Annotated in this window: 12 protein-coding genes; 4 read left to right on the plus strand and 8 right to left on the minus strand. The window is 73.7% G+C overall.

Features of this window, described 5'->3' with window-relative positions; genetic code table 11:
• Positions 1-136 precede the first annotated feature (136 nt).
• Positions 137-1,060, plus strand: coding sequence for a LysR family transcriptional regulator (locus SYYSPA8_RS36675; RefSeq protein WP_323451811.1), 924 nt, complete (start codon positions 137-139; stop codon positions 1,058-1,060).
• 162 nt (positions 1,061-1,222) lie between these two features.
• Here SYYSPA8_RS36675 and SYYSPA8_RS36680 read toward each other — a convergent pair whose 3' ends face one another.
• The 7 genes from SYYSPA8_RS36680 to SYYSPA8_RS36710 form a co-directional block, all read right to left on the minus strand.
• The gene (locus tag SYYSPA8_RS36680) at positions 1,223-2,068 is read right to left on the minus strand and encodes a serine hydrolase (protein ID WP_323451812.1); all 846 of its coding nucleotides are present in this window, start codon (positions 2,066-2,068) and stop codon (positions 1,223-1,225) included.
• Positions 2,065-3,753, minus strand: a complete 1,689-nt coding sequence (locus SYYSPA8_RS36685) for an N-acyl-D-amino-acid deacylase family protein (protein ID WP_323451813.1) — start codon at positions 3,751-3,753, stop codon at positions 2,065-2,067. The genes SYYSPA8_RS36680 and SYYSPA8_RS36685 overlap by 4 nt, the downstream gene beginning before the upstream one ends.
• The gene (locus tag SYYSPA8_RS36690) at positions 3,753-4,526 is read right to left on the minus strand and encodes an amino acid ABC transporter ATP-binding protein (RefSeq protein WP_323451814.1); all 774 of its coding nucleotides are present in this window, start codon (positions 4,524-4,526) and stop codon (positions 3,753-3,755) included. Before SYYSPA8_RS36690 ends, SYYSPA8_RS36685 begins: the two co-directional genes overlap by 1 nt.
• Positions 4,523-5,467, minus strand: a complete 945-nt coding sequence (locus SYYSPA8_RS36695) for an amino acid ABC transporter permease (protein WP_323451815.1) — start codon at positions 5,465-5,467, stop codon at positions 4,523-4,525. Before SYYSPA8_RS36695 ends, SYYSPA8_RS36690 begins: the two co-directional genes overlap by 4 nt.
• A 71-nt stretch (positions 5,468-5,538) precedes the next feature.
• On the minus strand, positions 5,539-6,423 hold the full coding sequence (locus SYYSPA8_RS36700; RefSeq protein WP_323451816.1) for an ABC transporter substrate-binding protein: 885 nt from the start codon (positions 6,421-6,423) through the stop codon (positions 5,539-5,541).
• A 402-nt stretch (positions 6,424-6,825) separates the two neighbouring features.
• Positions 6,826-7,185 (minus strand): hypothetical protein, encoded by a 360-nt coding sequence (locus SYYSPA8_RS36705; protein ID WP_323451817.1) that lies wholly within the window; start codon positions 7,183-7,185, stop codon positions 6,826-6,828.
• Positions 7,186-7,321: 136 nt separating this feature from the next.
• On the minus strand, positions 7,322-7,864 hold the full coding sequence (locus SYYSPA8_RS36710) for a class I SAM-dependent DNA methyltransferase (protein WP_323451818.1): 543 nt from the start codon (positions 7,862-7,864) through the stop codon (positions 7,322-7,324).
• Between the two features lie 241 nt (positions 7,865-8,105).
• Here SYYSPA8_RS36710 and SYYSPA8_RS36715 point away from each other — a divergent pair, with 241 nt between their 5' ends.
• The 3 genes from SYYSPA8_RS36715 (at position 8,106) to SYYSPA8_RS36725 (ending at position 11,472) form a co-directional block, all read left to right on the plus strand.
• Positions 8,106-8,708, plus strand: a complete 603-nt coding sequence (locus SYYSPA8_RS36715) for a DUF6506 family protein (protein WP_323451819.1) — start codon at positions 8,106-8,108, stop codon at positions 8,706-8,708.
• 310 nt (positions 8,709-9,018) lie between these two features.
• Positions 9,019-10,410 (plus strand): cytochrome P450, encoded by a 1,392-nt coding sequence (locus SYYSPA8_RS36720; RefSeq protein WP_323451820.1) that lies wholly within the window; start codon positions 9,019-9,021, stop codon positions 10,408-10,410.
• 174 nt (positions 10,411-10,584) lie between these two features.
• Entirely contained in the window at positions 10,585-11,472 is an 888-nt protein-coding gene (locus SYYSPA8_RS36725; protein WP_323451821.1) for a TIGR03619 family F420-dependent LLM class oxidoreductase, read from the plus strand.
• Positions 11,473-11,572: 100 nt separating this feature from the next.
• Here the strand turns inward: SYYSPA8_RS36725 and SYYSPA8_RS36730 are convergent, their stop codons facing one another.
• Positions 11,573-12,319, minus strand: coding sequence for an SDR family oxidoreductase (locus SYYSPA8_RS36730; protein WP_323451822.1), 747 nt, complete (start codon positions 12,317-12,319; stop codon positions 11,573-11,575).
• Positions 12,320-12,371 lie beyond the last annotated feature (52 nt).

Genomic DNA, 12,371 nt, shown 5'->3' on the forward strand with positions numbered 1-12,371 from the left:
GTCGAACGACGACGGACCCAGCCCTCCAGCACCACCCTCTGGGCATCGGTCAACGACAACGGCGGGATCTTCGGTCCAGGACGACTCACACCCCAACCAACGACAAACCTCCGACTCAGGTCACTAGTCTGGCGCGATGCTGAACAGTGGCCGTCTGCTCGTCCTTCTGGAGATCGCCCGCAGGGGCACCATCGTGGCGGCGGCCGGGGCACTCCACCTGAGTCCTTCGGCCGTCTCCCATCAGCTCGCCCGCCTGGAACAGGAGATCGGGGTCGCGCTCGTGGAGCGCGGCCCGCGGAGCCTGCGACTGACGGACGCCGGACGGCGGCTGGCCGAGCACGCGCAGGCCATCGCCGACCTGATGGCCGTGGCGCGGGACGACCTGCGCGAGCACTCGGCCGGGGAGGCCGGAGTGCTGCGGCTCGGGTTCTTCGCCTCCGCCGGCCTGGAGCTGCTGCCCCGGGCCCTGTCCGCGTTCGCCGCCGCCCGCCCCCACGTGGAGCTGGAACTGATCCTGGGACAGCCGCACGACCTGGTGCCCGACCTGGAGGCGGGCCGGCTGGACGCGGTGGTCGTCTTCGAGCACCCCCTGGACCCGTGGTGCCGTCAGGCGTCCGTCGACGTGGAGATGTTCTTCGACGAGCCGCAGCTGATCGTGGTGCCCCTGCGGCACCGGCTGGGCCGCCGCTCCGTGGTCCGGCTGGCCGAGCTGGAGGGCGAGAGCTGGATCGGCACCCGCGGCGGTCACACCGGCGAACCGGTGCTGGAGCGCGCCTGCGCCTCCGAGGGCTTCCTGCCACGGGTCCGCTGCCGCAGCGACCACTACCAGGTCACCATCAACCTCGCCCGCGCCGGCATGGGCATCGCCCTGGTCCCGGCGCTCGGCCTCGGCGACACCGCCGGGGTGCACGTGCTGCGCCTCGACCACCCCCGGCTGCACCGGCGGATCGGGGTCGCCACCCGCCGGACGAACGAGAACCCCCTGCTCCGGGCCTTCCTGGCCGATCTGCGGTCGGCCGCCGGGGAGGTGGGGGCGCTGCTGGGCGCGCAGTGGGCGTGACGACAGGACCGGGCCGGGGGGACACCGGGCGGGAGACGCGCGTACCCGCCGCCCGGCACCGGCCGTTCCCCGGCCCTGCGGACTCCCCGCTCCCCGCCCCGGCACGGCCCGCCCGGCCACGCGCCTTCGCGGTCACCGCCGGAGGCCCGGCGATCGGGCCGGTCAGCCGCCGCCCGGCACCCCGGCGCAGTCGGCCAGCGCCCGGCCGACCTCCCGGACGGCGTGGACCGCGGCCCGTTCCGTGCTGTGCCCCAGCGCGGTGTCCCAGTGCGCCACCACGGCGTACGCGATCCTGCGCGCCCCGATGAAGACCCCCGCGTCCGCGCGGACCCCCCGGTCGGTCCCCGTCTTGTTGGCCACCAGCAGGCCGCCGGGCAGCGGCTCGGGGAAGCAGGAGGCGTACGGGTCGTGCGCCACCAGCGCGGGCGCCAGGCCGTGGTCCGTACCCGACCGCATCCACCGCAGCAGCCGCTGTGATGCCCCGGGCGAGACGAGGGTGCCCCGGGCCGCGTGCGCGACGAGTTCCGCGAGCGCCCGGGCGGTGCCGGTCGCGAACAGCGGCGGCTCGCCCGGGCCGCGCACGTCGCGGATGCGGTCGTGCACGGTCAGCTCCCCGATCCGCAGGGCGCGGGCGAGGCGGGCCGTCGCGTCGGGACCCACCAGCCCCAGCAGGACGTTCGTCGCGGTGTTGTCGCTGACGGAGGCGGTCAGCCAGCACAGGTCCTCGACGGTCCAGCCGTCGCGGCCCAGCCGGTGCAGCAGACCGGTGCCGAAGGCGATGTCCTCCGGTGCGACGGCGACCGGCTGCCGCGGGGACAACACGCCGGTGTCCAGGCGCCGGGCGACCTCCGCGAGCAGCAACAGCTTGGCGGCGGAGGCCACCGGGAGGACAACGGTGTCGTCGACGCCCACACTCAGGCCGTCGTCCACGTCGATCGCGGCGACACCGAGCACCAGCGGGAGCGCCGCGGCACTGCGGGCCGCCGCCGCGACACGGGCCAGCGTCACGGCACCCTCACCACCTCTCCGGCGCATTCCCCGGTCGGGCGGCCGTCGCGGACCGCCACCCGGCCCGCGACCACGACCGTGCCGATGCCCTCCGGCGCCAGGAGCGGCTGGTCGAAGGTGGCGCCGTCGCACACCGTGTCCGGGTCGAGGACGACCAGGTCGGCGTGGGCCCCGTCGCGGACGGTGCCCCGCCCGGCGAGGCCGAACCGGCGGGCCGGCCGGCCGGTCATCCTGTGCACGGCGTCCTCCAGGGTGAACAGGCCCCGGTCGCGGCCGTAGTGGCCGAGGACCCGGGCGAAGCTGCCCGCCCAGCGCGGGTGCGGACGGCCCGGCTTGGGCACCCCGTCCGAGCCGATCATCGCCAGCGGGCTGGCGAGCACGCGGCGGACGTCGTCCTCGCGCATGGAGTGGCTGATGATGGTCACCTCGCCGCCCTCCGCGAGCAGCAGGTCGCAGACGTACTCCACCGGGTCGACGCCGCGCGCGTGTGCCAGGTCGGCGATCCGCCGGCCTGCGGCGGCGGGATGACGGGGTGCGGCGGCGACGCTGATCAGGTCCCAGCCGCCGTTGCCGACGGTGTTCTCCCAGCCGTCGACACCCTCGGCGATCGAGCGCCGGATCCGGTCGCGGACCTCGGGCACGGGCAGCCGTTCGAGCAGGGCGCGGATCCCGCCCTCGTTCACCCAGGGCGGCAGCAGGGCGTGCAGGACCGTACTGCCCGCCGTGTACGGGTAGACGTCGCACAGGACGTCGATCCCGTCGGCCCGCGCGCGCTCCAACCGGGGCAGGGTGCGCAGGGTGGCACCCCATCCGTGGCGTCCGGCGGTCTTGTGGTGGGAGATCTGGAGCGGTGCGCCGGAGCGGCGGGCGATCTCCAGGGCCTCCTCCAGCGCGGTCTCCACCTGGGACATCTCGTCGCGCAGATGGGTCACGTACGGCTTGCCGTGCCGGGCCGCGACCCGGGCGAGCGCCACCAGCTCCCCGGTGTCCGCGTATCCGCCGGGAGGGTAGATCAGCCCGGTGGAGAGCCCGGCGGCGCCCTGGGCGAGGGACCGGTCCAGGAGCGCGCACATGGCCCGCAGTTCGGCCCCGGTGGCAGGGCGGTCCGCGAAGCCCATCACGCCCGCGCGCAGGGTGCCGTGTCCGACGAGCGAGGCGATGTGGGTGCGGCGCCTGGCGGGGTCCTGCCCGGCGGCGAAGCCCTCGAAGTCCTCGGCGGGCGGGACGCGTCCCAGGCCGAAGGTGACCCGGACGTGCTCGGCGAGCCCGGGCAGCCGCTCGGGGAGCGCGGGGAAGAGGCTGCTGCCGCAGTTGCCCGCGATCTCGGTCGTCACCCCCTGGAGCAGCGGCGCGAGCCGCAGCGCCGCCAGGTCGTCCTCGTCCCCGCGATGGTCCCCGTGGTCCCCGTGGTCCCCGTGGTGCGCGGCCAGGGCGTCGGAGTGGGTGTGCACATCGATGAAACCGGGGGCCACGACCCGTCCCGCCACATCGATGACGTCGGCGGCCACGGCGCCGCCGTCGCGTGTGCCCGGCGGCAGGACGGTGACCCGCCCGCCGGCGACGGCGATGTCGGCCGCCCGACCGGGGGCCCCGGTGCCGTCGACGAGGACGCCGCCCCGGAGCAGGAGGTCGTACGCGGGCCGGCGGACGGCGGGAGCCGGAGTACGGGGCAGGGGGCCGCGCATCACAGCACCGTCGACAGGAAGGCCCGCGTGCGCTCCTGCCGCGGGTCACCGAACACCTGCTCCGGGGGCCCCTCCTCGACGGCGGCCCCCTGATCCAGGAAGAGGACCCGGTCGGCGACCTCGCGGGCGAAGCCCATCTCGTGGGTGACCACGATCATCGTCATTCCGCTGCGGGCCAGGTCGCGCATGACGCCGAGGACCTCGCCGACGAGTTCGGGGTCGAGCGCCGACGTGGGTTCGTCGAAGAGCATCAGGGTGGGCTCCATGGCGAGGGCACGGGCGATGGCGACACGCTGCTGCTGGCCGCCGGAGAGCTGCCCCGGGTAGTGGTCCGCGCGGTCGGCGAGGCCGACCCGGGCGAGAAGTCCCCGGGCCTGCCGCTCCGCCTCCGCCCGGGGGCGGCGCTTGACGACGACGGGGCCCTCCATCACGTTCTGCACCGCCGTGCGGTGGGGGAAGAGGTGGAAGCGCTGGAAGACCATGCCGATGCGCTCGCGCTGCCGTCGGATGTCGCGGGGCCGCCGCTCGCGCAGCACGCTCCCGGAGGGTCCGTACGGCTCGTAGCCGACGAGTTCGCCGCCGACCAGGACACGGCCCGCGTCGATCCTCTCCAGGTGGTTGAAGCACCGCAGCAGGGTGGACTTGCCGGAGCCGGAGGGCCCGATGACGCAGAGCACCTCGCCGGCGGCGACATCGAGGTCGACGCCCTTGAGCACCTCGCTGTCGCCGAACCGCTTCCGTACCCCACGGGCCCGCAGGACGATGTCGTTCACGCTGCGGCTCCCTTGCCGGTGCGGCCGGGCACGAGGTTGGTCAGGACCCGGCGGCGCATCGACGCGGCGCCCGGGTCGTAGTGCCGCTCGATGAAGTACTGCGCGACGCTGGCGACGGTGGTCAGGACGAGATACCAGACGGAGGCGACGATCAGCAGCGCGACGACCTCGAAGTTGGCCAGGTACAGATGCTGGGAGACGGTCATGAGGTCGGACCCCGCGATCACCGAGACCAGGGACGTGGTCTTGAGCATGGAGATGAACTGGTTGCCGAACGGCGGGATGATCACGCGCATCGCCTGCGGGAGGACGACGCGGGTGAGGATCCGCCGGTTCGACATGCCGAGGGAGGCGCCCGCCTCGCGCTGGCCGGGGTCCACGCTCTGGATGCCGGCGCGCACGATCTCCGCCAGATAGGCGCCCTCGTTGATGGAGAGCCCGAGGAGGGCGGCGACGAAGCCGGTGATGACCGCGTTGGTCTGCCACTCCACCAGCTTGGGGCCGTCGAAGGGGACACCGATGCCGATCACCGGGAACAGCAGCGCGAGATTGAACCAGAGAATCAGCTGGACCAGCAGGGGCGTGCCCCGGAAGAACCAGGTGTAGGCCCCGGCGATCACCCGGAGCACCGGGCTCTCGGAGAGCTGCATCACCGCGACGACCACGCCGATGACGATGCCGACGGCCATCGAGATCAGGGTGAGCTGGACCGTCACCCACAGACCCCGGAGAATCCGCTCGTCGAACTGGTACTCGACGACGATGTCCCAGTGCAGATGGGGATTGACGACGACGGTGTACGCCAGCCAGACGGCCAGGAACAGGGCGGCGAGGACGGCCGCCCAGCGCCCGGGGCGCGGCCGGCCCGTCACCGTGAGGGCGAGGCTGTCGTCGCCGCCCCCGTACGGCCCGGCACCGGTGCCGGGTTCCGCCGTGCGCACCCGGGCCGCGTCCTGCGGGGAAGCGCCTGAAGAATCGTTTTTTCTGAGCTGTGTCATCCCGGTACCCCGCCTCACGCGCCGTCGTTGACGGTCGCCTCGGACACGGCACTGCCGCCGACCCCGTAGGAGTCGAGGATCTTCCGGTAGCCGCCGTCGTCGATGAGTTCCTGGAGCGCCTGGCGGACGGCGTCACGCACACCACTCCTGTCCTTCGCGACGGCGATGCCCCAGGGCGCCGTGCCGTACTGGTCCGGCAGCACCTCGTACGTCCCCTTCTCCTTCACGAACATCGCGGCGACGGGATAGTCGACAATGGTCGCCACCGCCCGCCCGCTGTCGATCTGGAGCAGACCGGTCGGGGCGTCCTCGCTCTGCGAGATCCGCATCCTGTCGCCGCACTCGGCGTTCTGCTTCTGGCCGATGGCCAGGTTGGAACTGCCCTTGGCGAGGACGACCGCCTTCCCGCACAGGTCCGCCAGGGTCTTGATGCCCTCCGGGTTGCCCTTCTTCGTCATGATCACGCCACCGGTGCGGAAGTAGTCGACGAAGTCCACGGCCCTGCGGCGCTCCGGACTGTCGGTCATCGACGACATCACCAGGTCGAACCGTCCGGACGTCAGACCGGGGATCAGCCCGTCGAAGGCGGCGTTGGTGAGCGAGAGCCGGAGCCCGAGCCGGTCCGCGACGGCCTGGGCCAGGTCGGGATCGACACCCGTCAGCTCGGTCGTGCCCGGCTTGTACATCTCCATGGGCGGGTAGCCGACGGCGGTGGCGACCCGCAGGACGCCCTTCTTCTTCAGATCGGCCGGCAGCAGGTCGGCCGCGCTCCTGCCCGTGGCGGCGGGGGCGCCCGCGCCCGAGGCGCCTCCTGCCTGGTCCGAACGCCCGCAGGAAACGGTCAGGAAGACGGCGAGAGCCAGGGCGGCGAGGGAGCCGGCCCGTCTGCGTCGTGTCATGTTTTCTCCTTGTCCGGCCCTCGTGTGGTGGTGTGCGCAGATGCTGGCAGCCGGACCGCGGAAAACGGAAGATGATGACGCCATTCGCGGCTGAGCATCGAGATTGGTACGGCTCACCCGCGTCGCCCCGGGAGCGGGAGGAGCCTGCCTCGGCCGGTGTCGCGGTGCTGCTCCCGGACCCCGGCCAGGACGGCGACCTCCCGGTCGGCAGCCCCGTGCGCGCTGACGGGATACATGAGCCGGCCCCGCGTGCCCTCCCGTGATGCCCGGATGCCCCGGCGTCCTGCCCCCGCCTGCGCACGGCGTGGCCCCGGCGGCCCAGAAGCTGGCTGCGCACGGCGGGACAGGGGGTTCCAGAAACTGCCTGCGGGGCCGACCGGATCGTAGCCGCGCCCGTCCCGCTCAGATGCGGGCGAGCAGTCGTACCGTGCTCCGTGCTCCGTGCTCCGTGCTCCGTGCGGGGGTCTCGTCCCCGGTGTGGATCGTCCGTGTCGCCAACCCCCGGGTGCCGGGGTCGTCCAGCCGGTGGGCGAGGAAGTCGTGCCCGTCGACGATCCAGGACCGTCCCTTGTCCGTGGCGCAGCGGTGGCGGAGGGCGGCCGGCGAGAGCGCGCGGTCGGGGAAGGGCAGGACGTGGATCACGTCACGGCAACGCCCCGGCGCGGCACGGACCGTGGCCGGGTGCCCGGGGTCCGTGTAACTGGTGTGGCCCGCGCCCAGGGCGACCACGGCGCCGGGGTGCTCGGCGACGGCACGGGTCACGGCGTACGCGCGGGCCGGTTCCCACCGCTCTCCGCCGCGGGACGTCCGACAGCGGCGATGCGCTCACGGAGCCGGGCGACACTCCCTTGCGGGTACCGGCGCTGGGGCGACCGCTGTCTGCGACCGCTGCCGGCGATCAGGGCCGGCGGTGCACCGAGACGGCGTACTCCCCGCCGGTGTAGGGGTCGCGGGACCAGGTCGCGTACCTGACGTCGAGGAGCAGCCCCGCCGCGCGGCAGTGGGCGTCGTAGTCGTCCAGGGTGTATCCGCGGTCCAGGGAGAAGCCCGCGACGAGACGCCCGTCCGGCCGGACATGCCGTGCGACCCCGGCCACCAGCGCCGGTTCCGTCCCCGGCGGGGTGAACAGGGGGACGTTGCCCGCCATCACCACCACGTCGAACGACTGCCCCAGGTCGAGGCCGGCCAGGTCGTGCCGGTGCCAGGTGATCCCCGGTGCCAGGCGCCGGGCGGTGGCGAGCATGGACGCGTCCATGTCCACACCCGTCACGGCGATCCCGTGGCGGGCCAGCTCGATGGCCACCCGGCCGGTGCCGCAGCCCGCGTCGAGGACGGTGGCGGGACCGAAGGAGCGCACCAGCGCCGCCTCGCCGTGGACATCCCCTCCTTCGGCGGCGATACGGTCGAAGCGGGCCTGGTAGTCGTCACCGTTCCACGTCATGCGGCCACTCTGGCACAGCCCTCGATCCCGCCCGCGGGCGCCATTGCCCCGCAGGCCGGGGCCTTGCCGGCCGTTGCGCGGTGCCGGCCCTGGGGGGGGCAGCCGGACCGTGGGACCTCCGCCGGGGAATGCCCCCCCCCGGCAGGGAACGTTGGAACGGTGGAGAGACCGAGGGCACGGAGCTGCGAACGGGGCGGCCGACGGCACGTCGGCGGCGCCACCCGACAGGGAGGCACACACCATGGCCGGTGACACGGCGATCATCTTCAGGTCCGGCGAGCCGGGGGACGCCGGCGGGCCCGGCCCCGCTCCGGTCCGTACCGGACCCGACGGCGCCGCCACGCACATCCTCACCGCGCCGACCCCGGCCGCCGCCGCGGTCCTCGCGGCCGAGTACGCGGACCGGGGGGTGACCACCGTCGAGTTGTGCGGCGCGACGGGCTACCCCTGGGTGGCCGAGGTCGAGGCCGCCGTCCGGGGCCGGGCCCGGGTGGGCACCGTCCTCTACGGCTTCGAATCCCTCATCGGCATCGCCCGCTACAAGGAGCGCGCGACCGCGGGTGAGGCACAGCGGGCCCTTTTCGTCCACGTCCAGCCGGGCGCCGACCCCGCAACGGACCGGTTCGTCCGCACCGAGGGCGCGGGCAGCTCGACCTTCGTCGCCGTACCGGAGGCGGCCGCGGGGGCGGCCGTCGCGGCCGAGTTCGCGGCCTCCGTTCAGCTGATCGAGCTCTACGGGGGCTGGGGCCCGGAGTCGGTGGCGGCGGTGATCAGAGCGGTGGACGAGCGGGTCCCGGTGGGCGTCGCGGTCCACACGGCGCCACCGCCCGTGTCCACCGGATGAGGCCGACCGGGCCGACAGCGCCGTCGGGACTGCCGGGGCCGTCGGGGCCACCTCGACCCGGAGCAGGCGCGGAGAGACGGTGAGCCCACGCCGGGAGTGCACGGGAACCGTCCGATCGCCGGAACGAACGGCCACCCGTTCGAGCCCGAGGCCACTCGCCGGGGGCCGGGACCGCCCCGGACGGAGGGGAGGAACGGGGGCGGCACGGCATCCGGCCGGTGTGCCCGCGACCCGTTGCGCGACTCCCGCACGGGTGCGACGATCCGTCCCTCGACAGTCCACCGCGCGCTCGGAGCAGGGGAGGATCGTCATGGCACACCATCCGACGGTGGCGGTGGCGCCGGGGGCACTGCCGGGGCTGGGGCATCTGGCGCGCTTCGTCCGCGCGCCACTGGCGTTCGTACGGACACTCCCCGCCCACGGCGAGCTGGTCGAGATCCGGCTCGGCAGCACGCGGCTGGTGGTGGTCTGCGACCCGGAACTCACCCGTACGCTGCTGCTGCACGACCGGGTCTTCGACAAGGGCGGGCCGCTCTACCGGCGATTGCGGGAGGTCGGCGGCACCGGGCTCGCCACCTGCCCCGCAGCGGAGCACCGGCAGCGGCGACGACTCGTCCAACCGGCTTTCCACCAGCGGCACTTCCCCGGCTACGCACGGATCATGGCCGACCGGACGGACGCCATGATCAGCTCCTGGCCGGAGGGCCGGACCGTGGACCTCACCCGGGAGACCCGCCGGATCACGGCTGACGCCCTGGTCGCGACCGTCTTCGGCGCCGATCTCGATCCGGCCGTCCACTCCTCCCTCGCTGCGGATCTCCACGAGCTGATGGCGGGCGTCTTCCGGCGCAGCCTGCTGCCGGAGCCCCTGTGCCGGCTGCCCACTTTGGGGAACCGCCGCCATGCGCGGGCCGCGTCCCACGCCCGCCGGACCATGGGCGAGCTGATCGCCGGATACCGCGCCCGGAAATCCTGCTCCGACGCCTCCGACGCCTCCGACAACCCCGACGCGTCCGGCGGATACGGGGACGGACTGCTGTCCCTGCTGCTGAGTGCCCGGACTCCGGACGGCAGCGGGGCGTTCAGCGACGAGGAGCTGATCGATCACGCCGTCACCTTCTACGTGGCGGGCACCGAGACCACCGCGGGCGCCGTGTGCTGGGCCGTCCGCTTCAGCACGCTCCACCCCCACGTCCACCGTCGTCTGACGGAGGAGATCGCCACCGTCCTCGGGGGCCGCACCGCCACCTGGGACGACCTGCCCCGGCTGGAGTACACCCGGCGGACCCTGACCGAAACGCTCCGCCTCTGCCCGCCCGGCTGGTTCCTCACCCGGCAGGCCGAGGAGGACACCCGCCTCGGCGGGTACTTCCTGCCCCGGGGCACCACCCTCGCGTACAGCCCCTATCTCCTGCACCACCTGCCCGGCGAACATGCCGACCCCGACACCTTCGACCCGGACCGCTGGCGCCCCGGCCCGGGCGACTCCGCGCCGTCACCGCTCTTCCTCGCCTTCGGCGCCGGAGCCCGTCGGTGCATCGGCGACGAGTTCGCCCTCCTCCAGGGCACTCTGCTGCTCGCGAGCATCCTCTCCCACGGGGATCTGCGGCTCCGGCCCGGCGGCAGGCCCCTGCCCCGGCTGCCCCAACTCACCCTGAACCCCGGACCGCTGCCCGCCCGCCTCGTCCGTGCGACCCCGTAACCCGTCCCCGCCCGCCCGGGGCCGGGGGAGCGGCGGATACGGGAGCGCGCGTACCGCACGTACCGTGCGAGCGGCTGGGGGCAAGGCCGGAGTGCCCACCCGCGACAGGGGTGTGATCGACACCACGCGGTGAACTGCCCGCCCCGGGAGCCGGCCCGCGCGCAGGATGGATCCATGCGCACAGGGATCGCACTGCCACAGTACGGAAGCCATGCCCGCATGGCCGCGGTCGCGGGCTTCGCCCGGGACGCGGAGGCGGCGGGGTTTGACTCGCTCTGGGTCGGAGACCGGGCCCTCACCCCGGTCGCACCGAGCGATCTCTACCCGGGGCACACCCCGGAGGACCCCTACCCACCGGAGTTCCGCACCTTCCTCGACCCGCTGACCGTGCTCACCGTCGCCGCGGCGGCGACCAGCCGCGCCCGGCTCGGCACCAGCACGCTCAACGCGCCCTGGTATCCGCCGCTGTTGCTGGCCCGCTCGCTCACCACCCTCGACCGGCTCAGCGACGGCCGGCTGGACGTCGGGCTCGGTGTGGGGTGGCTGCGCGACGAATACACGGCGGTCAACGCCGACTTCTCCCGGCGCGGGGCGCGGCTGGACGAGATCCTGGACATTCTCCACGGCATCTGGACCGAGGACACCTTCGGCCACCAAGGACCGCACTGGACCATTCCGCGTTCGTACGTCGGGCTGCGCCCGGTCCAGCAGTCCGGTCCACCCGTGTATCTGGGCGGATTCAGCCGGGCCGCGATGGAGCGTGTCGGCCGCCGGGCGCAGGGCTGGGTCGGTATCGTCGCGCCGTCCGAGGCCGCTGCGGCCCTGTGGCAGGTGGCCAGGTCCGCCGCCGACAGGGCAGGGCGGGACCCCGATGCCCTCCGCCGCCATCTGCGGTACAACCCGCCTCCCGGCTCCACGGAACACAGCATCGCGGACGTCCTCACCTCGGCGCGGACGTCCGGGGCGGACAGCTGCTTCATCGATCTCCAGCGCTGTGTGCGGGAGCCGGACGAGGCCCTGGACGTGGGCATCCGGGCGCTGGAGCTGTTCCGCGCGGGCTGAGCGGGTCCCCCCGGGAGCCGATGTGTCGGGGCACGGGGCACGGGACAGCTGCGTCGATGCTGGCTCGGAGTGGCCCAGGGGCAGGGCCACCCCGCGTGGCTCAGGACCGCTGGGCGAGCCAGTCGGCGAAGCGGGTCTCGGCGATACGCGCGCCGGGGCCGGGAAGCAGCGTGGTCTCCTGCAACTCGGTACCGAAGTACGGGGCGTGCGGGTCCGTCACGACCGTACGCGGGTCGTTCCCGGCCGCGAGACCCTGGCCGATGAGCACGTCCAGCTGGAAGGCGTCCGGGCCGGCCACCTCCACCACACCGTTGACGGGGGAGCCGACGGCGGTACGGCCCACGGCGGCGGCCACGTCGTCCGAGAGGATGGGCTGGATCTTCACCGGGGCGAGCCGCACGGTGTCACCGTCGGTCGCCGCGGCCGCGATGCCCTCCAGGAACTCGAAGAACTGCGTGGCACGGACGATGGAATACGGCATCCCGGACGCCTTGATCAGCTCCTCCTGTGCCCGCTTGGCACGGAAGTAGCCGCTCTCCTGGAGCCGCTCGGTGCCGACCACGGAGAGCGCGACATGGTGGGTCACACCCGCCTCCGCCTCGGCCCTGAGGAGGTTGGCGGTCGACGTACGGAAGAACTCCATGACGGCGTCGTCCTCGAACGAGGGGGAGTTCGACACATCGACCACGACCGAGGCGCCCTCCAGAACCTCGGCAAGCCCCTCGCCGGTCAGTGTGTCGACGCCGGTACGGGGAGCGGCCGCCACCGCCTCGTGACCGTTCTCGCCGAGTGCGGGGACCAGCTTGGAGCCGATGAGTCCGGTACCGCCGATGACGACGACCTTCATGAGGGGAATCCCTTCTCTCGGAGTCTTGGCTGATCACCGGATTCATCCGAGG

This window comes from Streptomyces yaizuensis (assembly GCF_034961445.1).
Classification (GTDB): Bacteria; Actinomycetota; Actinomycetes; order Streptomycetales; family Streptomycetaceae; genus Streptomyces; species Streptomyces yaizuensis.

Excerpts from the sequence above, each read along its gene's own strand:
- SYYSPA8_RS36675 (WP_323451811.1), top strand. The coding sequence starts at position 137 with ATGCTGAACAGTGGCCGTCTGCTCGTCCTTCTGGAGATCGCCCGCAGG.
- SYYSPA8_RS36685 (WP_323451813.1), bottom strand. The coding sequence starts at position 3,753 with ATGCGCGGCCCCCTGCCCCGTACTCCGGCTCCCGCCGTCCGCCGGCCC.
- SYYSPA8_RS36700 (WP_323451816.1), bottom strand. The coding sequence starts at position 6,423 with ATGACACGACGCAGACGGGCCGGCTCCCTCGCCGCCCTGGCTCTCGCC.
- SYYSPA8_RS36710 (WP_323451818.1), bottom strand. The coding sequence starts at position 7,864 with ATGACGTGGAACGGTGACGACTACCAGGCCCGCTTCGACCGTATCGCC.
- SYYSPA8_RS36715 (WP_323451819.1), top strand. The coding sequence starts at position 8,106 with ATGGCCGGTGACACGGCGATCATCTTCAGGTCCGGCGAGCCGGGGGAC.
- SYYSPA8_RS36720 (WP_323451820.1), top strand. The coding sequence starts at position 9,019 with ATGGCACACCATCCGACGGTGGCGGTGGCGCCGGGGGCACTGCCGGGG.
- SYYSPA8_RS36725 (WP_323451821.1), top strand. The coding sequence starts at position 10,585 with ATGCGCACAGGGATCGCACTGCCACAGTACGGAAGCCATGCCCGCATG.
- SYYSPA8_RS36730 (WP_323451822.1), bottom strand. The coding sequence starts at position 12,319 with ATGAAGGTCGTCGTCATCGGCGGTACCGGACTCATCGGCTCCAAGCTG.